This is a genomic window from Nitrospira sp. Kam-Ns4a (genome assembly GCF_965152595.1).
The window spans coordinates 2,776,089-2,797,673 of record NZ_OZ224218.1 but is presented as its reverse complement, the minus strand read 5'-3'; the positions used below and the strand labels follow the sequence as shown (position 1 = coordinate 2,797,673).

Genomic DNA, 21,585 nt, shown 5'->3' with positions numbered 1-21,585 from the left:
CTCCGGTGTGACGATCGGGTTGCCAGGCAGGGTGTTGGAACATCGCCGTTGATATGCCTGGAGCGGTGTAGGGTAGAAAGCGTTATGCAGATACTCAATGCCTCAAATGTGTGGAGGCGTGTTAGAGGAAGGGTGATTCCGTACGGGAATGGGTTTGAATTGGACAGAAAGCGAGTCCGCCAGACTCCAGGGGGGCGGCCCGGTCCTCTTTCGCGCGTCACCGGTCGGGGCTGGTTGGCTGGACCGCCTCGGTCCACTCCTCTTCGGTCAGCAGGCCCTTTTTGATCAGGAGCTGGATGAGCCGATCGAGGGCGTCTGCCGCCTGCAGGCCGGGGTCCGGCTGTGCGGTCCCAAGGACACGGAAGGATGGAGTCCAAAGCGCCACGTAGTCGGGGTTCCTGAGGCGCACGGTCACAGCCCCGCTTTCGCCGTAAGGCGCGAGCATGGGTCCGGGAACCCGAAAATAGGGTTGCAACAGTTCTCGTGTTGTCTAGAATACTATAGAAATACATGCTGCTCTATGAAGCATGAAATTAAGCGATTGGGCGAAGAAACAAGGCGTCAGCTACCGCACGGTCTGGAACTGGTTTCGGCTCGGCAAGCTGCCTATCCCCGCCAGACAGTTGCCGAGTGGGACGATCATCGTTCAGGAGGCATCAGAAGATAACGGCATCGCCGTGATCTATGCCCGTGTTTCCAGCAGTGATCAGCGCCCCCATCTGGATGGACAAGTGGCCCGTTGCCTGGAATACGCGAATGCCCGAGGGCTGTCGGTAAGCCGGACGGTCACTGAAATCGGCTCCGGTCTGAACGGCCATCGAAAGAAGCTGATGCACCTTCTGGCCGATCCCAGGGTCAAAACCATCATTGTGGAACACCGGGACCGGTTGATGCGCTTTGGAGCGGAGTACGTGGAAGCGGCCCTGACTGCCCGCGGGGCACGCGTGTTGGTGGTAGACGAGTCTGAGCTTCAGGACGACCTGGTGCAGGACATGATCGCGGTGCTGACTTCGTTCTGCGCCCGTCTGTATGGACGCCGCTCGGCCAAGAATCGGGCCAAGAACCTGATCGCGGCCTGCAGGGAGGGCGGATAGGTGGCAGCTCAACGCACGTATCAAACCCGCCTGGTCATCCCGCCGAAGGCGGACAGCCTGCTCGGGGCCTATGCCGAACTGTATGGCCACGTGCAGCGCACGCTGTTTGCCGCTATGGCACGGGGCGAGAGCCCGGAGTCCTTGAAGCCCGCCTATCTCCAGCGTTTTGGCCTGACCGCCCGGCAGTTCAATGCGATCTGCCATACGCTGAAGGGCATGGTGTCCTCGATCAAGGAACGCCGCAAGGGACTGATCCAGGAAGCCCGGACACGCATCAACACGGCCGAAAAGCGGCTGGCTGCGCTGGACAGACGCCACCGCGAAGAGACCGATGCTACGCAGCGCGCGTGCCTGGCCAAACGGATCCATCAGAAGAAGCGCCGCCTGGCCATCCTCCGGCACCGCTTGGCTCGCCTGGAGGACGATCACGCCCATGACCGGGTCCGGATCTGTTTTGGCAGCCGGCCGCTGTTCCGGGCCCAGTTCCATCTGAAGGAGCATGGCTACGCGTCTCTGGATGAATGGCGCACCGCGTGGCGACGTGCCCGTGCGAGCCAGTTCTTCGTCCTGGGATCGAAGGACGAGACCGCCGGGTGCCAGGGGTGTGTGGCGGAATACCTGGGCCATGGCCGTTTTGCCTTCCGGCTGCGTCTGCCGGACGCTGTCATCGCGGCCAACGGGGGAGAGAAATTCCTGCGCGTTGAGGCGACGCTGCCGTATGGGACTGAGCATGTGGTGGCGGCGCTCGCCCGGCAACAGGCGATCAGCTACCGCTTTGTTCGTGATGCCAAAGGCTGGCGTGTATTCATCTCCACCGGAGTCCTGCCCGTCAGGCTCCAAAGCGATCGGCGGCTCGGTGTGATCGGGCTTGACCTCAACAACGACCATCTGGCTGTAACCGAAACCGACCGGCATGGGAATCCGTGCGCCACGGCGAAGATCCCGCTGGTCACGTACGGGTGCAGCCGAGAACAGGCCCAAGCGCGCATCGGCGAAGCCGTCAAGCAGGTGATGGCATTCGCCCGGGGAACACACAAGCCCCTGGCCTTCGAGCGGCTGGCGTTCGCCCGGAAGAAGGCGCAGCTCGAGGGCAACGGTGTCCGCTATCGCCGGATGCTCTCGGCGCTGTCCTACGCCCGCATCCTCGCCATCCTCAAGGCCCGTGCTCATGATGCGGGTCTGGAGGTGCTGGAGGTCAATCCCGCCTACACCTCGGTCATCGGTCGGCACAAATTCGCCCGCCGTTATGGGCTTTCGACTCACCAGGCCGCAGCGTTGTGCCTCGCGCGGCGGGCTCTGAAGTATTCCGAGCGGCCAAACCGCCGCATGAGCGACCAGGTCGCCTTCTCCCTACCCGTGAGGAATCGGGACAAGCACGTCTGGTCGTTCTGGCGGCAGGTCGCCAGGAAGGAAGCGGCGCTGGCAGCGCCTCGCTGGTCGGGCATGGCTCGATCCTGTCGGTCACCTGCCGGACGGTCCGGCAAGGCGCCGGCAGCGATCCTACCGGCGAGTGCAGGTGGAATTCCTGCACGCGAATCGTCATCAGCGCCGTTCGGGTGACGTGCTGTGGAATGGTTTTCCATGGTTTTAGGAACGGCTTACCGTCCCGGGTCTGTCCATCCTGTCCCACAGCCTCGACCCGGTTCATGGTGTTCTTGCCGGAGAGGTCAGTCGCGTGGTCCAAAACGAGCACCAGGTTGGCGGCCTCGAGGGCGCTCGCGGTGTGGTTCCGGACCCTCACGTCGAAGGTGAATTCGTTGGAGAAGTTATCATGGGCCTTTAGCGTGACGACGGCGCTGGCACGGCCGGTCAGGTCTGCAAGCTCGTCTACCGGCACCTCGGCGAGGGTCCCTTCCGAGACCAGCCCCGATGCCAGGGCGAGGGGAGCCAAGCTCGCCAGCCAAGCTCGTGGCCTCACCGCGACCCTCCTCGCCAACAGCCCGTCACCACCGTCCGTCTTATCCGGCGCTCATGCGCCTCCGGGCCGGCTGTCTCCTGCCTGCTCCGCCGATTGCAGTCTGGCCCGCACGAGCTCGCTGACCTGCGTGCCGTCCACCGCCTGGCCGGCGAGCCTTGCCATGGCCTGCTTCATGACGGAGCCCATGTCCTTCAACGTTCTCGCGCCGGTCTCGCGCAGGATAGCCTCGACGACCTGGGCGATCTCCTCCGAAGACGGTGCCTTGGGCAGATAGCCCTCGATGATCACGATCTCCCGCAGCTCCCGTGCGGCGAGGTCGGTCCGGTTGGCTTTCTGGTACTGGTCGGCCGCTTCCCTGCGCTGCTTCACCAAGGTGGCCATGACGCGGCTCATCTCTGCATCATCCAGGTGCTTCTTCAGCTCCAGTTCCTTGTTCAGGATGGCGGCTTTGATCATCCGGATGACGTCCATCCGCACTTGGTCTTTCGCCTTCGTCGCGGTTTTCAGGTCCTCGGACAATCGGTCATGAAGCGACATCGGGTCTCCTCCCCCTGGAGTCCGGGTGCCGTTCCACAGGGATGCGAGCATAGACGCCGCCGAAAGCAGGAGTCAAGCGGGCGGAATGCGGCCATGGCTTTTGGTGGACCGCTGCGGTAGGATACAAACGAAACACTCGCGTTGGCCGGGCGCTCGCCGAGGGCGGACCATGGCGGGAGAGAAGCAACTGGCTCTCACTGCGGTTGGGGTCGCGCTGAGCTGCCTGTTCCAGGGATGTCAGCTCTGGGAGCCGCGGGCGGAGCCCTCGGCGAACGTGACAAGCAGTCTCTCGCCCGCATCCCGGATCCCCGAGCACATCGCGCGCCTGGCAGTCGTATATCCCCACACCACGGATCGCGATGTGGCAGCGGCCTATCTCCGTCTTGCCGGTGCGACCTTTCTCCTGAAGACGCAGCGTCCGTCGCTGCAGATCGTGGAACGCTCCGATCTGTCGGCCTTGCTGGACGAGCAGCGGCTGCAGATGGGCGGACGGGTTTCGGATCGGACCGCCGTCCGCCTCGGCCGTTTCCTGGGGGCGGACGGTGTCCTGCTGTACCGGATCGAAGGGCCGAACCTCCGGGATCGGGTCTTCGCGAAGTATTCCGGAGATCTTCCACCGTTCTTGTTTACCAGCAAGATCATCATGGTCGAGAGCGCGGAGGTGGTGTTCTATAACGTGGTGGTGGCCCAGGTGGAGGGCGTGGATCCGCGGTCGTCTCTGTTCTTCAGTGAGTCCCGCGTGCAGCCGTTGATCCGAGCGGCGCTGGATCGGGGCGTGGATCGGACCGCCGCCGACCTGTGGCGGGCGTTCCGCTGACGGGGGAGTCTTCGGAGCGGCGACCGAAGGCTGGACCGACGAAAGGGAAGACGCATGGAACGACAGGCAGCAGCAGGGAGACAAGCGTGGATCGTCGGGCTCAGGGCGCTCGCGTACTCCGCAGCGCTGCTGGGATGGGGGTCGGTCTTGGGGTGTGCGTCGGAGTCCAAGGAGCCGCCGCCTCGATCCGTCAATGAGATCCGGAGCGACTCCGACCGATTCTTCGACAAGATGCAGCAGGAGGAGCGCGAGTCGGTTAGGGGCCCGGCGAGCCCGGTGCAGCATCGGTAACTTCGGAGCTCCGCCCGCCTGTGCGAGGGCGCGTCCGAACAGTCCAGGCGTCGCTGAGTGGCTTGACGAGCGGCAGCTCCCGGAAGAGCCGGCGATGCGAGATGGGCTCGACCGGCCGTGGCTCCCCAAAGGTCCGCAGCAAGCAGGCGGAGACCCCCAGGCGGAGCAGGCCTGAGATAAAGAAGACCAGCGGCAGATTCGAGACGAAGCGCAGCTCAACACCGGGCAGGATGATCGCGCCGGGGAGCCAGGAGGCGAGCCAACCTCCCAGCATGGCGCCCGCGAACCAGCCTCCCGCGTTCACTGCGTTCCAGACGGCCACTCCCTTGGCCCGATCTTCCGCCCTGACCGCATCAAAGACGTAGTTTTGCAGCCCTAGGAGCAGTCCCGCCCAGATGACCCCGCCCACGAAGTTCACGGCGACCAAGAACAGGAAGCTGGTGCCGAGTAAATAGAGCATCGGCAGAAACGGCACCAGCAAGCCGGTCGCGGTCAAGAGCTTCTTATTCCCGTACCGGTCGCTGATTCGTCCCCAGGGCTTCAGCGTGAGGAACTGGCCCAGCGTCCCGGCTGCCAGCCACACGGCGTATTGCACATAGGTCAGGTGCAGATCTCTCAACAGGTAGATGACGAAGAAGGGCCCGGCAATCAAGACGCACAGGTGCATGAGTCCGGAGAAGAGCAGGAAGCGCTGAAAATCAGCGCTCCGCTCGTGCCGGAGGAATTCGAGCAGGTGGATCTCCGCTTCCCTCGACGTAGGCAGGACCGATTCATCAATGCGGGCGAGCAGGGAGACGGAAAGGGCCCTGGCCGTGGAGGCTCCCAGGAAAATCAACGCGAATCCGAGCCAGGGAACGTCCCGCGTCTGGGCCCAATGGAGCACCAGCCCGGCCCCGCAGAGCGCGCAGAAGCTGGCCACGGCCATGACCTTCGCCCGACGTGCAAAATAGGCCCCTCGCCGGTCCGCTGCGACGAGGTCGGTAAGCAGACTGGACAGAGCCGGCACGCCCAGGTGGCCTGCTGCCACGTAGGCCAGCACGCAGGCGACGAGGATCCACGGCCCCTGGGTTGGAAACAGCCAGGGAAGCAGGAACAGCGGCACCCAGATGATGGCTTGGCCTGCGGCGCCGGCCAGGATAAGCGGTCGACGGCAAGAGAGACGCGCCAGGACCTTGACCGAGAGCAACTGGGACCAGGTGCCGATGAGCTGGGGAAGGGCCGACAGCAAGCCGATCTGGAAGGGAGAGGCGTGCAGCAGCAAGGCAAAGGCCGAGAGGAAGGACTCACCGCCTCCCTGGGCTGCTGCCTGCAAGGCGCCCTCGCGGATTCCATACCGGCGGCTCCGCTTCCAGCGCGAGTCCTGCCGATCACCTGGTGGGAAGCCCGGGCCCGTCTGTTCCGACACCACACTCATTCCCTATGCCATTCAAGCGCGACGGCAGCCCGCCCGCCGCTGCGGCACTCCTCCGAACGAGGCGCTCCACGCGGAGGGCCGTCTGTCGAGCGGAGACGGTGCCTCCGTTGCGATCGGATGCGGACCGGGCGCATTATACCAGAGGGCCAGGGCAACGACCGGCCTCGCCGTCAGGCGTCGGGGGGACGGCGAGTTGAATTCATGGGACCGTTGGAGTAGGCTAACAACTAAACCGGCGATTGTGAGCTGACATGGATCGAGCGCAGGCCAGGAGGTGAGCGATGAGCCACCGCACCGATGGTCCGACCAGGCGGCACGGCATCCTGCTCAATGGGCTCATGGCAGTGGTCGCTGGGTTCCTGGCTGTTCAGACGGACCGGGTGCAGGCCAAGGAACTGTTGGCACCCAAGGAGCAGAGCGTCACGGAGTTCGAGCCCACCAAAGCGCCATCGTTCGACGAGCAGCGCCGCGGCGTCCCTCAGTCCATCTTCGTCTGGATCAAGGCTGCCAAGGGGTACGAGGTCGAGTGGGACAGCTTCGGCCGCAAGGGGTGGTACACCCAGGATCCCCGCCTCAAGCCGATTGAGCCGACGACGGTCTTTACCCCTGACACGCCCGCCGTCTACATCGTGTTCGAAGTGGCTCCGCTGGAAGACCCCGCGCAGTTCAGCGCGCAGTGGTTTCTGGAGGACGAGCAGGGGAACATTCCCGAGCAGCCGGTGGGCCGCGACACGCTGGAGGTGCCCGGCCACGAGCGGTATGGCTTCCTCGAGCTGAAAAAGCCAGCCGACGGGTGGAAAAAGGGAACCTACCAGGTGCACATCTACGTCACACCCCTAGGGCAACAGCCGTTCCACGCGGTGAACAAGGTCGGGACCATGCGATTTCACATCGCCGACCAGGTCGCTCCGGCCAGCGCATCCACGCAGAAGTAACTTCTTCCAACCCGATGCAGGCTGCTTCCGGAGCGCGAACTCCAGGCAGGGAGGACCATGCCGATCTACGAGTACGTCGCGGACCAGTGCCGGCGGGAGGAGTCCTGCTCGCGCCGGAAGGAGTATCTCCAGCGGATCACGGAGCCGGCCCTGACGGCTTGCCGAGAGTGCGGGGCTCCGATCCGGCGCATCCTGTCCTCGTTTGCGGCTCGGTCCGGCGAGGTCGGCGTCTCTAGACCCGATCCGACGCCGTTGAACATCACCAACATCCCGGCCCCGCGGGCGATGCCGGGCTCCGAGGGCAGCGGGTGCGGTCACGACCATTGATGTGCCGATTCTCGCTCGCGGAGGGGGCATGAGGGAGACGGATCCCGAGAAGCTAAAGCTGCTCTACGAGCGCTTTCGCGATGTCTGCCTGGTGGAGAAAGAGGTCTGGTACGAGATCTTTATGCCGCGCGACGTCAAGAAGGGCGCTGTCCTGACCAACGTCCAGGATCGCTACGAGGTGGTCATCGACGACAAAGAGGTCGAGGCGGTCCTAGAGGCGAACATTCCGCTGGGGGCCAAGGCCCTGGAAGCGGCTATCCACGAATACAAGGACCGCATTGGCTTCATCAAGAAGACCTAGCTCGGAGCGGGAGCGACGATGTCGAAGACAAGCGCCGACGGACCAGCGCCGGCCGCCTCCGAGACCTCGGCGAGCGTCGGCGCGAGCAAATAGCTCGCGCCCGCAGCTCGCCATCAGCCCGAAGGCCGTCGCCAACGCCAGCCTTCGCGCTGTCCGGACTGTCCGCTGGCGCCTGATCGCGCTCACAACCGCTGCAGCGCTGCCACCCGCGCCTCGATCGGCGGGTGGGTTGCGAACAGGTGCAGAAACCCGCTGGACTTCCCTGAAATCTTCATCGTGGCCAAGGCGTCCTGCGTCGTGTACTCCATCTGCGCCCGCTTGACCCATCGGTCGATCGCGTGCAGGGCCGAGATCATCGCATCCCGGCCATAGACCTTGGCCGCGAACGCATCGGCGGCGAACTCCCTGCGCCGGGAGAACCAGGCGATCGGGATCATCGCCAGGAACGAGAGCAGGGTCTGAAGCAGAAAATAGACAGCGAACGCCAGGGCTTCGTTTCGCTCGGCGAGCTGCCGGTAGACCCACCGACTAATGAAGTAGACGAAGGTATTCATCAGACCGGCCAGGACCGTCGTCGTGAACATGTCGCCGTTGAACACGTGGCCCATCTCGTGGGCGAGCACCGCCCGCACTTCCTGCTCGTTCAGATTGTTCAGCAGGCCTGTGGAGACGGCCACCATGGCGTTGTTCTTGGTCGGGCCAGTCGCAAAGGCGTTCGGGTCGTCCGAGTCATAGACCCAGACCTCCGGCATCCGGATGCGCAGCCGCTGGGCGATCTCCTGCACGGTCCCGTAGATCACCTGCTCCGCAGGGGTCCGGGGTTGGACGATCTGGTAGCAGTCCAGCCAGGACCTGGCCAGTTGCTTGGAGAAGGCGAGGCTGATGAACGCCCCGCCGAAGCCGATCACCATCGCCCAGACGAGATCCTGCTGGTTGACGGCTCCGCGGACGTCAATCCCGAAGGCGGGCAGGATGAAGTTCACCAGCACGTGGAAGGTGATGGACAGGGTCACGAAGACCAGGACATTGGCGATCAGCAGGAGCACGATGCCCTTCAACCACTTCATTGCAATCCTCCATTCCTCAGCGAGCCTGGGCCCCTGGAGTGGTTTGAGGCTCCGACGGGGCGGCGCCCATTATTATACAGTCTGTCGCCGGGAAATTCACGGAGATAGGCTGCTCGGTTGGCCGCGTGGGCAGAGATAAGGCCGCGGCCCGGCCAGTCAAGGCCGGGCCGCAGAGGCGGAGGGGCGCCGTGACAGGCTCGCCGGGCAGGTTGACGGGTAGAGCGCCCTTTGATAGAACGACGCACGTGAAAAACCCTTGTCGCTGGAACGTGGTTGGAGGGCTGGTGCTGGCGACCGTCGCGACCTGGTTGGGCGCGCAGGCAGGGGAGCCTCTCGTCTTGAAGGTGGACCAGGACGGCGTGCAGCGGGCCATCATCACGCTCGACAGCTACTCGTACGCGCCGGATCATCTGGTCGTGCGGGCCGGCAAGCCGGTCGAATTGACCCTCACCAGCGTCACGTTCATCGTGCCGCATAATTTCCTCCTGAAAGACCCGGAAGCCGGTCTCGAGGTCAACCAGGATGTCAAGGCCGGCCTGACGGTCACGGTTCGCTTCACGCCCGCCAAACCAGGGCTCTATCCGTTCTTCTGTGATAAGAAGCCGCCCATCCCCTTTGCCGCCAGTCACCGGGAGAAGGGGATGGAAGGCCGGCTGGAAGTCCGCGAGTGACGCCGTTGTCTCCCGGAAAGACCCTCCAGCGCGAGCTGCTGCGCGATCTCCTCAAGCGCGTGTCGCGCTCCTTTTACCTGACCCTGGCCGTCGTGCCCGGGCCCGTGCGAACCCAGATCGGGCTCGCCTACCTCTTCGCCCGGGCAGCGGACACGATCGCCGACACGGAGCTGATCGAGTCGGCCTGCCGCCTGGACCTGCTCCGGCGGTTCCGTGCCCAGTTCGGCGAAGCCGCCCCCGACTGGTCGGAGATCCGGGCTATCCAGGCGGCGCTGGTGCCGAGCCAGCCCCATTCGTCGGAGCAGACGTTGCTGGAGCGACTGGAGGACTGCTTCCGCCTCGCCGAGGGGCTGGAGATCGGGGATCGGGAGCGACTCGCGCGGCTTCTGCGCACTCTGACGCTCGGCATGGAGATGGATCTCACCGTGTTCCACGCGAACCCGACGGGGGAGATCGTGGCCCTCGAGACCGAGGCCGACCTCGATCGCTACACCTATCACGTCGCAGGCTGCGTGGGAGAGTTCTGGACCGAAATGGTCTGCGCGCACCTGCCATCGCTGGCGCACTGGGATGTCCGGGCAATGGCAGGGGTCGGCGTGCGGTTCGGCAAGGGGCTCCAGCTCACGAACATCCTCAAGGATGTGGCGAAGGACCTCAAACGGGGCCGCTGCTACCTGCCCAAGAGCCTGCTCCGGGAAGCGGGGCTCGAGCCGGCGCAGCTCTTGCGGCAGGAGGCCCTGCCAGCGCTCAGGCCCGTGCTGCGACGGGTGATCACCCAGGCCCTGGAACACCTGGACCGAGGCTGGTGCTATACGCTGGCGATCCCGCGGTGCGAGGTTCGCCTGCGGCTCGCCTGCATGTGGCCGATCCTGTTCGGGGGGCGGACGCTCGAGCTGATCTCGCGTGCGCCCGATCTGCTGGACCCCGCCGCTCCGATGAAGATCTCTAAAGGGCAGGTCTTTCGGATCATGGCGCTGACGACCTTAACCGCCGCCTGCGGCCTCGCGGGGACGGCCTACTGGGGCCACGTCCGCAAGCGGGTTGTCTGCTGAGGCGCTTGCCCAGTCCTACTTCTTGGGCTCGCTCCTGGTCGGCTCGAGCAGCTTGTCGCCCTTGCGGAAGACGGCGTAGATGGCCTGCGACGGGCAGGCGTCGAGGCAGAGACGGCAGGTCTCCAGGCAGCGGCACGCGTCGAACTTGAAGGGCGGCGTGGAGAGCCAGGCCCCGGTCGGGCAGACCGGGATACACACAGCATTGTGGGTGCAGCGATCCGGGTGGCGGACTAGGTGATCCCTTGTGACCATCATGGGCGTGACTCCCTCGAACAGCGCCTGCGAGAAGAGTTCCAGCATGTTCATGGCCGGTAACCGTGGCGTGTTATTTCCACCCTTCCACGAGCTGGCGCAGGCGGTCCTTGAGCTCTGGAATTTGCTCCAGATTGTTCTGGATCGCGCCGAGGATCTTCTCCAGCCGGGCGGCCCGCAAGGCTTCCTTGTCCTGCTGGACCAGGCGGTCATACTCCGCGAACGCGGCCGGGTGCCGGGGTTCCAGCATCGGCCGGGCGACCTCGAGGCTTTCCGTCAGCTCCCAAGGCTCTGGGGCGAGAGGTGGGGCCACGACGAACGAGCCGTCAGTGAACACGAGCACGGCGGCGCCGTGCTTAGTCCGCATCGGCGCGACGACCTCGACCGTCTTGCCCCTCACCTGGTCCCAGGCTGTGGCGAGGCCGGGAAAGCTCTTCATGTAGGCGACCTTCGCCTGGTTGGCTTTCCACTTGTCTTCGACCGGCATGGTCTGTCCCTTTCCCTGCTTGCTGCGGGGGCTGGCCCTCAGCTCCCGGATTGGGGACCGCCCGGCGTCCGGTCTGGCTCGTGGCCGGGCATCAGCAACCGCTCCACGATCTCGCCCTTGAGCACATGCCGCTCCATGATCTCCGTCACGTCCGCCTCGGTGCCCACCCAATACCAGACACCCTCCGGGTAGATAACCACGCTCGGCCCATACTCGCAATGGTCCAGGCATCCGGCCTTGTTGGCGCGGACGGTTCCCTTGAGCCCCAGCCGCTCCACTTCTTTCTTGAAAAAGGCCTGCAGGCGCTCGGACCCGTGGTCGGCGCAGCAGCCGCGCGGGTCGCCCTTGGGGCGCTGGTTCACGCAGACGAAGATGTGATGTTTGAACGTGGACACGGACCGGGTCTTTGCGGCTCAGTGTGGAACGGACAGGAAGTCCTTATGGGCCTGGATCCGGCTGATCAACGCGGCGACCTCTGCCGAGTCGAGGAGCCGAGAGGCGCGCTGGCTGCTTTCCAGAATCGTCCGGATCTCGCACAGGCGGAGCTGCGCCCGCTGCAACTGGTCCGCCGCCGCCAGCTCGGACGCCTGGGCGCTGGCCAGCTTGTCGAGCTCCGCCTTGATGTCGCGGAAGTCCCGCTGCAGATTCTTGTGCATCGAGCAAGTCTCGCAGTACCACTTAGGGCTCTGGTCGGCGGCCGGGGAGAGCCGATCGTACGCCCGGCCGAAGAAGTCCTTTCCCAGCGACAGCTTCATCAAGGGGCCCCGCTCCGTGCCGCAGGCGTCGCATCGAATGGCTGGGCCGCCCTGACCGCTCTCCATCGCGCCGTGCTCCCGAGAAAGAGGGGGTGATCTTACACCAGGGGCTCGCCGACTGTCCAGCCACGGGCGGCGGGCGGGCCGGCTCGTCGCGGACGTCGGAGGGAGTATAATGAGACTGCGAGCCGGGGCGAATCCTGTTCGCGAAGGAGGCGTCATGATTATCGGCGTGCCCAGGGAGACCAAAGACCAGGAGTTCCGGGTGGGCCTGACCCCGGACGGGGTCCAGACCCTCGCGGCGGCCGGTCATACGGTGTGGGTCGAGTCCACAGCCGGGGAGGGGAGTGGATTTTCCGATGAGGACTATCGCAAGGCCGGCGCCCATGTGGCTTCCTCCAAGGCGCGGGTGTTCGAGGAGGCCGAGCTGATCGTCAAGGTCAAGGAGCCCAGCCTGGCCGAGGCCCGCCTGCTCCGTCGCGACCAGACCCTGTTCGCCTATCTGCATCTGGCCGCCTCCGCGGAGCTCACCCGCGTGTTGCTCGAGACTGGCGTCACCGCCATCGCCTACGAGACCGTTGAGTTGGGGGACGGCAGCCTGCCCATGTTGTGGCCGATGAGCGAGATCGCCGGCCGCATGGCCGTCCAGATCGGCGCGCACTATCTCGAACGGTCGCAGGGTGGCGCGGGTCTGCTGCTGGGAGGCGTGCCGGGAGTGCCGCCGGCCAAGGTGGTGATCCTGGGGGCCGGGACGGTCGGTAGCGCGGCGGCCAGGATCGCGGTCGGCATGGGCGCCCAGGTCACGGTTCTGAACCTGGATCTCAAACGGTTGCGCGAGCTCGACCGCCTCTATGGGGGCCGCGTGCGGACGCTGGCGGCTCACCAGGCCTGGATTGACCGCGAAGTGGCGGAAGCGGACCTCGCGATCGGGGCGGTCTACGTGCACGGGGCGCGCGCGCCGCGGCTCGTGTCGCGCTCGGTGGTCGCCCGGATGCGGCCCGGATCAGTGGTGGTGGACGTGTGCGTGGACCAGGGCGGCTGCTTCGAGACGACGCGCCCGACGACCCATTCGGATCCCGTGTATCAGGTGGAGGGCGTCCTGCATTATTGCGTCGCGAATATGCCGGGCATCGTGCCGCGGACGGCCACTTTGGCCTTGACCAACGCGACGCTACCCTTTATAGTCCGCCTTGCTTCGGCGGGCGTGAAGCAGGCTATCCGGTCAGATCCGGAGTTGGCCAAGGGCGTCAATATCGCCAGTGGAACCGTCGTGTGCCGCGGCGTGGCCGAGGCGCATGGGTTGGAGTACCGCCCGCTGGCCTAGCGGCCATGAACGAGTCGGGGCGTAGCGCAGCCCGGTAGCGCACCGCGTTCGGGACGCGGGTGTCGGAGGTTCAAATCCTCTCGCCCCGACCAACCGTGCTAGCCATGCGGCGACGCAGGGGCTTCGCTTGGGTCGCCGCAGCCGTACCGTCGGGGTTTGTTCCGTCCTCTCCCATACCCGGTTGCGCAGGCGTCGCTCTCCAGGCTATGCGCGAAAGCATGCTCCTGTGCCAACGCCGGATTCCCAGCCGAAGGCCTAGCCGGGCTTTTCCTACTCCTGTCGAGTGCAGGGTGGGTGGAGAGCCATGAGGGCTGACGCTGATCCATCGGCCCCGACCGTCCGGGTGCGGGCCTGGGCGAGCGGACGGGTGCAAGGTGTCGGCTACCGCGCCTTCGTCCGGTCTGCGGCCATGCGCCTTTCCCTTCACGGCGGCGTGCGCAATCTGGAGGACGGCCGGGTCGAGGTCGAGGCGGAGGGCCCGCGTCCGGCGTTGGAGACGTTCCTGGAGCAACTACGACTCGGTCCGCCCGGGGCTAAGGTGGAGGATCTGCAGGTCCGGTGGGAATCCGCCTCGGGCCGGTTCGTGGGGTTCCGGATCTGGTAAAACCCGCCTCATTCACGCGAGGAAGGCCATGCCGCTCGACTACAAATCCTTGATCCGCGAAGTACCCGATTTTCCGAAGCCGGGCATCCTGTTCTACGACATCACGACGCTGCTCAAGCGGGCCGACGCGTTCCGCGCGATCATAGACGACCTCACGGTGCGGTACCGCGGAAAGGGGATCGCGAAGGTCGTCGGCATCGAGTCCCGGGGCTTCATCCTGGGCAGCCCGCTCGCCTACAACTTGGACGCAGGGTTCGTCCCGGTGCGCAAGCCCGGCAAGCTGCCGGCGGACATCTTCGAGGTGAAGTACAACCTCGAATATGGCTCCAATTCGTTGGCCATCCACCGCGACGCGGTCGGCATGGGCGAACGGGTGCTCATCGTGGACGATTTGCTGGCGACGGGCGGTACCGCTGCGGCGACGGTGGATCTCGTCCGCAAGCTCGGCGGCGAGATCGTCGGCCTCGTCTTCCTGGTCGAGCTGCAGGCGTTGAACGGGCGGGCCAAGCTCGACGGCTGCGACGTGCACGCCGTCGTGACCTACGTGTGAACCGCGCCCCGCGACCCTCGAACGGGTCATCCCGGGCTTCGTTTCAGGGGCTTGTCAATGCGCGGAGGCCGTGGTATGAATACCGCTCATTTTTCGTGACCGGAACGGGTTGACGCGGGAGAACAGGACGATGCCGGAGAAGGCCAAGGCCAAGAAAAAGCCCGCCGGAGGCGCCAGGCTGTCGAGCGGCGCGGCCACCGCCAAGCGCGCCGGGGGCGACCGGAAAGAAACCCTGCACCGCCTGCTGATGGCCAAGCGCCAGGAGATCATGAAGGAGATCGAGGGGGTCCTGGGTCAGTCCTTGACGGACGATCAGCAGCGCCGGCTGGAGTCAGCGATGGACGTAGGCGACCAGGCGCTCGCCGACCTGGATCGGGAACTCGGCATTTCGCTCCTGGAGATGCGCAACCGGAAACGTCAGCTCATTGACGAGGCGTTGACGAGGTTGGCCGAAGGGACTTACGGCATCTGCGCGGAATGCGGGGTGGAAATCAGCGAGAAGCGGCTGGAAGCCGTGCCGTTCGCGAAGCTCTGCGTCGAATGCCAGTCCCGGCAGGAGCTGCTCGAGAAGATCGAACGTGAAGAGGAGCGGGAGTAGGCGCGGCGGGGGAGCCTCGGCCGCCCCTTTCCCTGAGCATGTTCCTCGCCCCGCCGGTGGGAGCGCAGCATGAAGGCCGTGGTGCTGGCCAGCGGCGGGATTGACTCCACGGTTGCGGCGGCCGTGGCCAAGCGGGACGGCTGCCGGATCCACCTGTTCACCGTTGCATACGGCCAGCGCCACGGCATCGAGGTGGCGCGGGCCCGGCAGCTTGCCGGAGCCCTCGGCGCGGCCGAGCATCTCGTCCTGGAACTCGACCTGCGGCGGATCGGTGGATCGGCGCTGACGGCGGACCAGCCGGTGCCCAAGGATCGAGAGCGGGCCGCCCGCGCGGCGGGGATTCCGAGCACCTACGTCCCCGCCCGCAACACGATCTTTCTCGCCCTGGCGCTGGCCTACGCCGAGACGCGGGCCGCTTCGGCCATCTATATCGGCGCGAACGTGGTGGATTATTCCGGCTATCCGGACTGCCGCCCGGAGTTCCTGCGCGCCTTCGAAGAGGTCGCCCGGCTCGGCACGCGCGTCGGGGCCTCGGGCGGCCGGATCGAGATCCGCGCGCCGCTCCTGCGGATGTCCAAGGCCGAGATCATCCGGCTAGGGGCGTCGCTCGGGGTGCCCTTCGAACTAACCCACAGTTGTTACGATCCGGCCCCGGACGGGGCGGCCTGCGGGCGCTGTGACAGTTGCCTGATCCGGCTGGAGGGCTTCCGGGAAGCCGGGCTTGCGGATCCAATCCGGTATGCCGATGTGACGGCAGGGAGCTAAGCGGTGTCCCCGGAGGAATTTTTCATGTACCTGACGATCGGGCTGATCGTGGGGATCCCGGTGTCGGTGCGGGCCTATCGGTACATGACGGCCAAGCGGACCAAGCGGAGACTCCGCGAGCAGTTCGGCGACCAGGGCCGCAGCTCCCAGCCGGCCCGGCCGGAGCGCGGCGACCGGGGATGACCGCCATGCCCCTTCCCCCGTGCACGATGAGCTGGCTCGCCCTGGCACGGATCGGCCTGCTGGGCGCCGCGGCGTTGCTGGCGGGCTCACTCGCCGCGTGGGCGTTGGCCGCCAGGCCGGAGCCGTCCCGCGTCCCGGCGGAGTACCAGCGGGGCGAGGCGAAGTTCAACGCGAACTGCGCCCGCTGTCACGGCGAACGGGCCAAAGGGACGGATCACGGCCCCCCGCTGGTCCACAAGATCTACGAGCCCAACCACCACGGCGACGCCGCGTTCTTCATGGCGGCGGCCAACGGCGTCCGGGCGCATCACTGGACGTTCGGCGATATGCCGAAGATCGATGGGGTGACCCGAGAGGACGTCGAGCAGATCATCCAGTACGTCCGCTGGCTTCAGCGGGAGGCGGGAATCAAATGAGCGCCGGGCCCGCCCGTGCCTGCCATTGACAGGCGGTCTGCGGCGGCCTAAGCTGAACGGTGTTGGCGCAAGGCCTTGCCCGGTTCCGAGCCAAGGGGCGAATGGCAATGAAGACCTCTGGCGGCGTCAGGGCCTTCGTCGTGATGGTCCTGCTGCTGACGGCCTCCGGTTGCATCCTCCCGGCCATTGACGCCGGGCACGAGGGGGTGCTGGTCAAGAAGCCGCTCCTCTTCGGCCACGGCGGCGTGGACCCCGAGCCCGCCACGACCGGCCGCATCTTCGTCGCGCCCACGACCGAGCTGATCGAGGTGGACGTCCGGCCGGTCCAGTACGCGGAGCACTTCGACATCATTTCCGCCGAGAACGCGCCGGTCTCCTTCGACGCCTTTCTGATCGCCAACGTTATCGAAGGCCGCTCGCCGGACCTGATCAGCCGCTTCGGCCCCAACTGGTACAGCCAGAACGTCAAGGAAGCCTTCCGGACCTACGTCCGCGAGGAGGTGCAGAAGTATCCGCTGTTCGAGCTGACGACCAACCCCGGCACGCGGGCCAAGCTGCAAAGCGCGGTGGAGGAGGCCGTCAAGCGCAAGCTGATCGAGCAGCAGAATATCCCCGTGCGTCTGAACCGGATCGTCATCGGCAGCATCCTCCCGCCGAAGGGGGTGCTGGACCAGACGGCGCAGACGATCATCCAGGAGCAGCGCCGCATCACGATGATCGAGTTCCAGAAGGCCGAAGAGGCGCGGGAAAAGGCGGAGCGGCAGCGCGGGATCGCGGACCGGGCCTACCGCGAGCACCTGGGGCTCAGCGCGACGGAATTCGTGGATCTGCGGCGGATCGAAGTTCAGAAAGAGATCGCCCAGCACGCACCGGCGGCGCTGACGATCATCATGGGGATGGACCGGCTCGGGATCAACCTCCCGACGACGGGGGGAGGGGCCTCGAAATAGCGGGCGGCGCGGCTGGTCAGAAGGGCTCGAGCTGGCCGAGCAGCGTTTGGATCTGGACCACGAGGGCCTTGACCCGGCGCCTGGTCTCCTCCGACTGTCCCTCCGTCTTCGAGCGGAGGTCGGCCTCGGCGTCGAGGACGGCCTGCTCCCGCTGCAGGTGAGCCTGGGCGACCTTGAGCTGTTTCCGCAGGGCGTGCTGGTGCTGCTCCCAGTCAATCTTGAGCCGCAGCAGCTCGTCCCGAGTCGCTTGAAATTCCTGCTCCGTCCTCGCGATCTGCTCCTGCGCCTTCTTGAGCTCCGCTTGCGTCCGCTCGATTTGTGCCGTGAGCTGCACCACCGTCGCGGCCAGCTCCTGGGCGCGGCGCGTCTCGTTCTGATACAGCAGCCTCGCGTTTTCCGCATCCTTCCTGGCCAGCTCGTAGGTGCTGGAACTGACGCAGCCGGTCTGGCCGACGGCGATCAGACTGCAGACAGCCGCCACGACGATCCTCCGGGTTCTCGTCTGGTACACGGCGTTCCTCCTTCGCGCGGGAAGCTCGGGCCCATGCTACCACCGTGGGCTGCGGGTGGGCAATCCGTGGCGCACCGTAGCGCCTTCCGTGAGCGGGTTACGGCGATCCGGCCGGGAGCAATCCCAGCTCTGGCGGCGAGGCTGTGGCGCTTTCGGTCATGTGGGCACTCGTCGCGATCGGGTCCGCGGTCGCGGTCGCGGAGCGTCCTGTCGCCTTGACTTCGGGGTGAGCGGTACCTAGACTCGCTGCATGGACGAGTTGAGTGAGCAGGAGGTGCTCGAGCGTCTGGCGGAGCTGCAGGGCATCGTTCGCGAGTATGCCGACATCTGGGGACACCGCCATCCGACCTCCCTCGAGACCACGCGCGCCATCCTCGCCGCCATGGGGCTCCGCGTCAGCACCGCGGCGGAGGCGCGGGCCGAGCTAGAGGCCCGGGAAGCCGCGCCGTGGCTGAGGCCCTGCGACCCGGTGCTCGTCCACCGGCGCGGCGCGGGCGGCCTGCGCTGGTCGTTCCGCCTGCCGGCGGAAGAGGACGAGGCTCCGTCGTTCCGGCTCCGCTGGGAGATCTGGGACGAGGCCGGGCGCCGCTGCCGGGAGCGGGAGGAGGGACCGGGGCTGAAGCCGGTGGAGGGTCGGCTGGTGGGCGGGCGCCGGTATCTGCGGTTCGAGCTGCCGCTGCCGGAGGATCTGGAAGTCGGCTACTACGATGTGAAGGCCTACGGGCTGACCCGGTCCCGCTTCGTGGAGGGCGACCTGCGGCTCATCGTCGTGCCCGCGCGGTGCTACGAGCCTCCCCCCTGCGGGGCTGGAAGCGAGCCCGGAGGTGACAAGGATCGGCGGATCTGGGGGCTGGCCCTCCAGGTCTATGCGCTCCGATCGGACCGCAACTGGGGCGTCGGGGACTTCCGGGACCTCGCCGAGGTGCTCGACTGGGCCGCCGGCGAGCTGGGCGCCGGCGTCATCGGCGTGAATCCGCTCCATGCGCTGAGAAACGCGCGTCCCTACCACATCAGTCCCTATTCGCCGGACAGCCGCCTCTACTTGAACGCGCTCTACGTGGATGTGGAGGGCCTCCCCGAGTTCGGCGACTCCGCGGCCGCGCAGCGAGTGGTGCGGGACCCTGAATTCCAGGCCCGGCTGGCGCGCGCCCGCAAGGGCGACACCGTGGACTACGACGGGGTCTGGGCTGCCAAGCTCGCCGCGCTGGAGGCGGTATTCGCGACGTTTCAGGCGCGGCATCTCCGGATCGTCGGCCGGGATCTGGAGGCCCTGACGGAGCGGGGATGGGCGTTCCTTCGGTTCGTCCGCGACGGCGGCGTGCTGCTCGAGGCCTTTGCGGTCTTCCAGGCGCTCGCCGAGGAGTTCCGGCGTCGTCAGCCGCCCCTGTGGAGCTGGCGCGACTGGCCCGAGCCCTACCGGCGCCCGGACTCGCCGGAGGTCCGCGCGTTCCGAGCCGAGCGAGCCGAGCGGGTGCGGTTCTTTCAGTATCTCCAGTGGGCGGCCGCCGAGCAGCTCGCCGCCGTCGCGGAGCGGGCCCGCGCGAGGGGGATGGCGGTCGGCCTGTACCATGACCTGGCCCTGGCGGGCGACGGCTCCGGGAGCGAGGCCTGGACCTTCCAGGACGTCTTAGCGCTGCGCGCCAGTTGCGGGGCCCCTCCGGACTCCTTCTCGCCCGAAGGGCAGAACTGGGGGGTCCCGCCCGTGGACCCCCATCGCCTCCGGGCGAGCGGGTACCGGATGTTCATCGAGCTGTTACGGAAAAACTTCGCGTACGGGGGCGCGCTGCGGCTCGATCACGTGATGTCGCTCTTCCGGCTCTTCTGGATTCCGGAGGGCCTGCCCGCCTCGGCCGGGACCTATGTCTGCTATCCCGCCGAGGATCTGCTAGGCATCCTCGCTCTGGAAAGCCTGCGGCATCGCACGCTCGTCATCGGCGAGGATCTGGGGACCGTGCCGGACTGGGTGCGCGACCGGCTGGCCGCCGCCAACGTGCTCTCCTACCGGGTGTTCTACTTCGAGCGTGAGCCCGATGGGCGGTGGAAGGCGCCCGCGGCCTATCCGCCCCAGGCTGCGGCGGTCGCCACCACGCACGACCTCCCGCCGCTCGCTGGGTACTGGAGCGGGCGCGACATCGAGGAGCGGTTCCGGCTGGGGATCCTGCCAGATGAGCGCGCGCGGGCCTCGGCTTGGGAGGAGCGCCGCCGCGACCGCGCGCGGATCCTCGAAGCCTTGAAGGCAGAGGGCTTGCTGCCCGACGGACTCCCGGACGACGCGGAGACCGTCGCGGAGATGACGCCGGACCTCTGCCAGGCTGTCCACCTGTTCCTCGCCCGCACGCCGGCCCGGGTCATGCTGGCCGCGCTCGAGGACGTGATCGGCGCGTGCGAGCAGGTCAACCTGCCGGGCACCGTGGATGCCCACCCGAACTGGTCGAGAAAATACGCCTTATCCGTGGAGGAACTGGGCGCCGATCCGAGACCCCGAGCGCTCGCGCAGGCGTTACGGGCGCTTCGGCCTTGGGCGCAAGGGCGGGGGAGGGCGGCGGCGGACGCCTGCCGATGAGACTGCGAGACCTGTTCAGACGAAGAGCGGCGCGCGCCGCGCGCCGGGCCAGTTGGAACCCCTGGGTGGTCGGCGTGTCGGCCTCGCTGTTCCTGCTCATCGTGGGCATCGAGACGGTGAGCCCGGCGAACGTGGTCGGCGCCTACGGCTTCGTGCTTCCCATCCTGCTGATCGCCACGGCCCGCAACCGCCGGCTCATGGTGCTGACCGTGGCGCTCTGCGTGATCGCGACCTACGCCGGGCTCTTCGCGCCCACCAAGCCGGGCCGGTTCGTCTCCGCCGTCATCAACCGGACCGTCGTGGTCTGCGTGCTGATCGGGGTCGCCTACTTCGCGATGACCCGGGAAGAGCGCAAGGCGCGGGAGGAGGCGGCGCGCGCGGCGCTCGCGCTGCAAACCGAGCAGCTCCTGCGGGCGCACGCCCAGCTCGCGGAGATCAAGGACGCGCTGAACCGCTCGGAGCGGTTGGCCGCCATGGGGCAGCTCGTCGCGTCGGTCGCGCACGAGGTCGGCACGCCCCTGCACTCGATCGCCTGGCACGTCCAGGCGCTGGGCGAAGAGGACGGGCTCACGCCCGCGATGCGCAAGCGCATTGACATCATTGATTCGCAGATCAGCCGCGTCGTGCGGATCATCGAAGATCTTCTCTCCTCGACCCGGCAGCGGCAACCGGCCTTCTCGCGCCTCGCGGCCGACCAGCTCGTCCAGCAGGTCGTGGCGCTGATGGGCCCGTCCTTTGCCGGCAAAGGCGTGGCGCTGAAGACGGAGGTGGGCACCGTGGGCCTCGCCCTGTGGGGCGACGAAGCGCAGCTTCAGCAGGTGCTCGTCAACCTGATGGCGAACGCGCTGGCCGCCACCCCGGCCGGCGGGGAGGTGGTCATCGCGGTCGGCCAGCGGGCGGCCTCACCTTCGGAAATCGAAGCGCGCCGCCGGGCGGGCGAGCCGCCGGTCGAGACCATGGTGACGCTGACCGTCCGCGACACGGGGATCGGCATGTCGGAGGAGCATCGGAGACGAGCCGTCGAGCCGTTCTTCACGACCAAGGCCGTCGGCGACGGCACGGGCTTAGGTCTGTATCTCAGCCGGCAGATCGTGGCCGCGCACGGCGGCTCGCTCACGATCGAGAGCGAGCTGGGCAAGGGGACGACGGTCGTGATCGCGCTCCCGCGCTGCGCCGCGGAGGAAGAGCCGACGAGGGGCTGAC

Annotated in this window: 27 protein-coding genes and 1 tRNA gene; 19 read left to right on the top strand and 9 right to left on the bottom strand. The window is 66.7% G+C overall.

Annotation, left to right across the window (positions count from 1 at the left end):
- Positions 1 to 217: 217 nt before the first annotated feature.
- Positions 218 to 475 (bottom strand): hypothetical protein, encoded by a 258-nt coding sequence (locus ACWHYQ_RS13990; protein WP_447972732.1) that lies wholly within the window; start codon positions 473 to 475, stop codon positions 218 to 220.
- A 52-nt stretch (positions 476 to 527) separates the two neighbouring features.
- On the opposite strand from ACWHYQ_RS13990, the gene ACWHYQ_RS13985 reads away from it, so the two are divergent.
- Together ACWHYQ_RS13985 and ACWHYQ_RS13980 are read left to right on the top strand one after the other, a co-directional pair.
- The gene (locus tag ACWHYQ_RS13985; protein WP_447972731.1) at positions 528 to 1,094 is read left to right on the top strand and encodes an IS607 family transposase; all 567 of its coding nucleotides are present in this window, start codon (positions 528 to 530) and stop codon (positions 1,092 to 1,094) included.
- Positions 1,095 to 2,654, top strand: coding sequence for an IS200/IS605 family accessory protein TnpB-related protein (locus tag ACWHYQ_RS13980; RefSeq protein ID WP_447972730.1), 1,560 nt, complete (start codon positions 1,095 to 1,097; stop codon positions 2,652 to 2,654). It abuts the gene before it with no gap.
- A gap of 409 nt (positions 2,655 to 3,063) precedes the next feature.
- On the opposite strand, the gene ACWHYQ_RS13975 is transcribed toward ACWHYQ_RS13980, so the two are convergent.
- Positions 3,064 to 3,549: a GatB/YqeY domain-containing protein gene (locus ACWHYQ_RS13975; protein WP_447972729.1), complete on the bottom strand. Its 486-nt coding sequence runs from the start codon at positions 3,547 to 3,549 to the stop codon at positions 3,064 to 3,066.
- Positions 3,550 to 3,718: 169 nt separating this feature from the next.
- On the opposite strand from ACWHYQ_RS13975, the gene ACWHYQ_RS13970 reads away from it, so the two are divergent.
- Positions 3,719 to 4,366: a hypothetical protein gene (locus tag ACWHYQ_RS13970; protein ID WP_447972728.1), complete on the top strand. Its 648-nt coding sequence runs from the start codon at positions 3,719 to 3,721 to the stop codon at positions 4,364 to 4,366.
- Positions 4,367 to 4,622: 256 nt separating this feature from the next.
- Here ACWHYQ_RS13970 and ACWHYQ_RS13965 read toward each other — a convergent pair whose 3' ends face one another.
- Positions 4,623 to 6,062: an MFS transporter gene (locus ACWHYQ_RS13965; RefSeq protein ID WP_447972727.1), complete on the bottom strand. Its 1,440-nt coding sequence runs from the start codon at positions 6,060 to 6,062 to the stop codon at positions 4,623 to 4,625.
- Between the two features lie 290 nt (positions 6,063 to 6,352).
- Between ACWHYQ_RS13965 and ACWHYQ_RS13960 the strand changes: the two genes are divergently transcribed.
- The 3 genes from ACWHYQ_RS13960 to ACWHYQ_RS13950 are packed head-to-tail and all read left to right on the top strand — an operon-like array spanning position 6,353 to position 7,634.
- A complete protein-coding gene (locus ACWHYQ_RS13960) occupies positions 6,353 to 7,006 on the top strand; it encodes a hypothetical protein (protein WP_447972726.1) in 654 nt (217 codons plus the stop codon).
- Between the two features lie 57 nt (positions 7,007 to 7,063).
- On the top strand, positions 7,064 to 7,333 hold the full coding sequence (locus tag ACWHYQ_RS13955; protein ID WP_447972725.1) for an FmdB family zinc ribbon protein: 270 nt from the start codon (positions 7,064 to 7,066) through the stop codon (positions 7,331 to 7,333).
- Between the two features lie 28 nt (positions 7,334 to 7,361).
- Positions 7,362 to 7,634 carry a hypothetical protein gene (locus ACWHYQ_RS13950; RefSeq protein ID WP_447972724.1) on the top strand — a complete coding sequence of 91 codons (273 nt, stop codon included), beginning with the start codon at positions 7,362 to 7,364 and terminating at the stop codon, positions 7,632 to 7,634.
- A gap of 182 nt (positions 7,635 to 7,816) precedes the next feature.
- Here the strand turns inward: ACWHYQ_RS13950 and htpX are convergent, their stop codons facing one another.
- Positions 7,817 to 8,701: a protease HtpX gene (htpX, locus tag ACWHYQ_RS13945; protein WP_447972723.1), complete on the bottom strand. Its 885-nt coding sequence runs from the start codon at positions 8,699 to 8,701 to the stop codon at positions 7,817 to 7,819.
- Between the two features lie 245 nt (positions 8,702 to 8,946).
- Between htpX and ACWHYQ_RS13940 the strand changes: the two genes are divergently transcribed.
- Together ACWHYQ_RS13940 and ACWHYQ_RS13935 are read left to right on the top strand one after the other, a co-directional pair.
- Positions 8,947 to 9,372: a cupredoxin domain-containing protein gene (locus ACWHYQ_RS13940; protein WP_447972722.1), complete on the top strand. Its 426-nt coding sequence runs from the start codon at positions 8,947 to 8,949 to the stop codon at positions 9,370 to 9,372.
- Positions 9,369 to 10,424 carry a phytoene/squalene synthase family protein gene (locus ACWHYQ_RS13935; RefSeq protein WP_447972721.1) on the top strand — a complete coding sequence of 352 codons (1,056 nt, stop codon included), beginning with the start codon at positions 9,369 to 9,371 and terminating at the stop codon, positions 10,422 to 10,424. The genes ACWHYQ_RS13940 and ACWHYQ_RS13935 overlap by 4 nt, the downstream gene beginning before the upstream one ends.
- Positions 10,425 to 10,439: 15 nt before the next feature.
- Here ACWHYQ_RS13935 and ACWHYQ_RS13930 read toward each other — a convergent pair whose 3' ends face one another.
- The 4 genes from ACWHYQ_RS13930 to ACWHYQ_RS13915 are packed head-to-tail and all read right to left on the bottom strand — an operon-like array spanning position 10,440 to position 11,984.
- Entirely contained in the window at positions 10,440 to 10,730 is a 291-nt protein-coding gene (locus ACWHYQ_RS13930) for a hypothetical protein (RefSeq protein WP_447972720.1), read from the bottom strand.
- 19 nt (positions 10,731 to 10,749) lie between these two features.
- Positions 10,750 to 11,163, bottom strand: a complete 414-nt coding sequence (locus ACWHYQ_RS13925; RefSeq protein ID WP_447972719.1) for a hypothetical protein — start codon at positions 11,161 to 11,163, stop codon at positions 10,750 to 10,752.
- Between the two features lie 38 nt (positions 11,164 to 11,201).
- Positions 11,202 to 11,558 (bottom strand): (2Fe-2S) ferredoxin domain-containing protein, encoded by a 357-nt coding sequence (locus ACWHYQ_RS13920; protein ID WP_447972718.1) that lies wholly within the window; start codon positions 11,556 to 11,558, stop codon positions 11,202 to 11,204.
- Between the two features lie 18 nt (positions 11,559 to 11,576).
- Complete coding sequence (locus tag ACWHYQ_RS13915; protein WP_447972717.1) at positions 11,577 to 11,984, bottom strand: hypothetical protein; 408 nt, start codon at positions 11,982 to 11,984, stop codon at positions 11,577 to 11,579.
- A 154-nt stretch (positions 11,985 to 12,138) separates the two neighbouring features.
- Here ACWHYQ_RS13915 and ald point away from each other — a divergent pair, with 154 nt between their 5' ends.
- From ald to ACWHYQ_RS13870, 9 genes are all read left to right on the top strand, one after another.
- A complete protein-coding gene (ald, locus tag ACWHYQ_RS13910) occupies positions 12,139 to 13,242 on the top strand; it encodes an alanine dehydrogenase (protein WP_447972716.1) in 1,104 nt (367 codons plus the stop codon).
- Between the two features lie 15 nt (positions 13,243 to 13,257).
- Positions 13,258 to 13,334, top strand: a tRNA-Pro gene (locus tag ACWHYQ_RS13905).
- Between the two features lie 212 nt (positions 13,335 to 13,546).
- Positions 13,547 to 13,846, top strand: a complete 300-nt coding sequence (locus ACWHYQ_RS13900) for an acylphosphatase (protein WP_447972715.1) — start codon at positions 13,547 to 13,549, stop codon at positions 13,844 to 13,846.
- A gap of 28 nt (positions 13,847 to 13,874) precedes the next feature.
- A complete protein-coding gene (locus ACWHYQ_RS13895; RefSeq protein ID WP_447972714.1) occupies positions 13,875 to 14,396 on the top strand; it encodes an adenine phosphoribosyltransferase in 522 nt (173 codons plus the stop codon).
- A 130-nt stretch (positions 14,397 to 14,526) separates the two neighbouring features.
- Complete coding sequence (locus ACWHYQ_RS13890) at positions 14,527 to 14,994, top strand: TraR/DksA family transcriptional regulator (protein ID WP_447972713.1); 468 nt, start codon at positions 14,527 to 14,529, stop codon at positions 14,992 to 14,994.
- A gap of 69 nt (positions 14,995 to 15,063) precedes the next feature.
- Positions 15,064 to 15,759 carry a 7-cyano-7-deazaguanine synthase QueC gene (queC, locus tag ACWHYQ_RS13885; RefSeq protein WP_447972712.1) on the top strand — a complete coding sequence of 232 codons (696 nt, stop codon included), beginning with the start codon at positions 15,064 to 15,066 and terminating at the stop codon, positions 15,757 to 15,759.
- A gap of 24 nt (positions 15,760 to 15,783) precedes the next feature.
- A complete protein-coding gene (locus ACWHYQ_RS13880) occupies positions 15,784 to 15,942 on the top strand; it encodes a hypothetical protein (protein WP_447972711.1) in 159 nt (52 codons plus the stop codon).
- 5 nt (positions 15,943 to 15,947) lie between these two features.
- Entirely contained in the window at positions 15,948 to 16,358 is a 411-nt protein-coding gene (locus ACWHYQ_RS13875; protein ID WP_447972710.1) for a c-type cytochrome, read from the top strand.
- 107 nt (positions 16,359 to 16,465) lie between these two features.
- A complete protein-coding gene (locus ACWHYQ_RS13870; RefSeq protein WP_447972709.1) occupies positions 16,466 to 17,308 on the top strand; it encodes an SPFH domain-containing protein in 843 nt (280 codons plus the stop codon).
- A gap of 16 nt (positions 17,309 to 17,324) precedes the next feature.
- Here ACWHYQ_RS13870 and ACWHYQ_RS13865 read toward each other — a convergent pair whose 3' ends face one another.
- The gene (locus ACWHYQ_RS13865; RefSeq protein ID WP_447972708.1) at positions 17,325 to 17,819 is read right to left on the bottom strand and encodes a hypothetical protein; all 495 of its coding nucleotides are present in this window, start codon (positions 17,817 to 17,819) and stop codon (positions 17,325 to 17,327) included.
- A gap of 250 nt (positions 17,820 to 18,069) precedes the next feature.
- Between ACWHYQ_RS13865 and malQ the strand changes: the two genes are divergently transcribed.
- Positions 18,070 to 20,382: a 4-alpha-glucanotransferase gene (malQ, locus tag ACWHYQ_RS13860; protein ID WP_447972707.1), complete on the top strand. Its 2,313-nt coding sequence runs from the start codon at positions 18,070 to 18,072 to the stop codon at positions 20,380 to 20,382.
- A complete protein-coding gene (locus ACWHYQ_RS13855; RefSeq protein WP_447972706.1) occupies positions 20,379 to 21,584 on the top strand; it encodes a sensor histidine kinase in 1,206 nt (401 codons plus the stop codon). The genes malQ and ACWHYQ_RS13855 overlap by 4 nt, the downstream gene beginning before the upstream one ends.
- Position 21,585 lies beyond the last annotated feature (1 nt).

Excerpts from the sequence above, each read along its gene's own strand:
- ACWHYQ_RS13985 (WP_447972731.1), top strand. The coding sequence starts at position 528 with ATGAAATTAAGCGATTGGGCGAAGAAACAAGGCGTCAGCTACCGCACG.
- ACWHYQ_RS13975 (WP_447972729.1), bottom strand. The coding sequence starts at position 3,549 with ATGTCGCTTCATGACCGATTGTCCGAGGACCTGAAAACCGCGACGAAG.
- ACWHYQ_RS13970 (WP_447972728.1), top strand. The coding sequence starts at position 3,719 with ATGGCGGGAGAGAAGCAACTGGCTCTCACTGCGGTTGGGGTCGCGCTG.
- ACWHYQ_RS13960 (WP_447972726.1), top strand. The coding sequence starts at position 6,353 with ATGAGCCACCGCACCGATGGTCCGACCAGGCGGCACGGCATCCTGCTC.
- ACWHYQ_RS13955 (WP_447972725.1), top strand. The coding sequence starts at position 7,064 with ATGCCGATCTACGAGTACGTCGCGGACCAGTGCCGGCGGGAGGAGTCC.
- ACWHYQ_RS13950 (WP_447972724.1), top strand. The coding sequence starts at position 7,362 with ATGAGGGAGACGGATCCCGAGAAGCTAAAGCTGCTCTACGAGCGCTTT.
- htpX (WP_447972723.1), bottom strand. The coding sequence starts at position 8,701 with ATGAAGTGGTTGAAGGGCATCGTGCTCCTGCTGATCGCCAATGTCCTG.
- ACWHYQ_RS13930 (WP_447972720.1), bottom strand. The coding sequence starts at position 10,730 with ATGAACATGCTGGAACTCTTCTCGCAGGCGCTGTTCGAGGGAGTCACG.
- ACWHYQ_RS13925 (WP_447972719.1), bottom strand. The coding sequence starts at position 11,163 with ATGCCGGTCGAAGACAAGTGGAAAGCCAACCAGGCGAAGGTCGCCTAC.
- ACWHYQ_RS13915 (WP_447972717.1), bottom strand. The coding sequence starts at position 11,984 with ATGGAGAGCGGTCAGGGCGGCCCAGCCATTCGATGCGACGCCTGCGGC.
- ald (WP_447972716.1), top strand. The coding sequence starts at position 12,139 with ATGATTATCGGCGTGCCCAGGGAGACCAAAGACCAGGAGTTCCGGGTG.
- ACWHYQ_RS13900 (WP_447972715.1), top strand. The coding sequence starts at position 13,547 with ATGAGGGCTGACGCTGATCCATCGGCCCCGACCGTCCGGGTGCGGGCC.
- ACWHYQ_RS13895 (WP_447972714.1), top strand. The coding sequence starts at position 13,875 with ATGCCGCTCGACTACAAATCCTTGATCCGCGAAGTACCCGATTTTCCG.
- ACWHYQ_RS13890 (WP_447972713.1), top strand. The coding sequence starts at position 14,527 with ATGCCGGAGAAGGCCAAGGCCAAGAAAAAGCCCGCCGGAGGCGCCAGG.
- queC (WP_447972712.1), top strand. The coding sequence starts at position 15,064 with ATGAAGGCCGTGGTGCTGGCCAGCGGCGGGATTGACTCCACGGTTGCG.
- ACWHYQ_RS13880 (WP_447972711.1), top strand. The coding sequence starts at position 15,784 with ATGTACCTGACGATCGGGCTGATCGTGGGGATCCCGGTGTCGGTGCGG.
- ACWHYQ_RS13875 (WP_447972710.1), top strand. The coding sequence starts at position 15,948 with ATGCCCCTTCCCCCGTGCACGATGAGCTGGCTCGCCCTGGCACGGATC.
- ACWHYQ_RS13870 (WP_447972709.1), top strand. The coding sequence starts at position 16,466 with ATGAAGACCTCTGGCGGCGTCAGGGCCTTCGTCGTGATGGTCCTGCTG.
- malQ (WP_447972707.1), top strand. The coding sequence starts at position 18,070 with ATGGACGAGTTGAGTGAGCAGGAGGTGCTCGAGCGTCTGGCGGAGCTG.
- ACWHYQ_RS13855 (WP_447972706.1), top strand. The coding sequence starts at position 20,379 with ATGAGACTGCGAGACCTGTTCAGACGAAGAGCGGCGCGCGCCGCGCGC.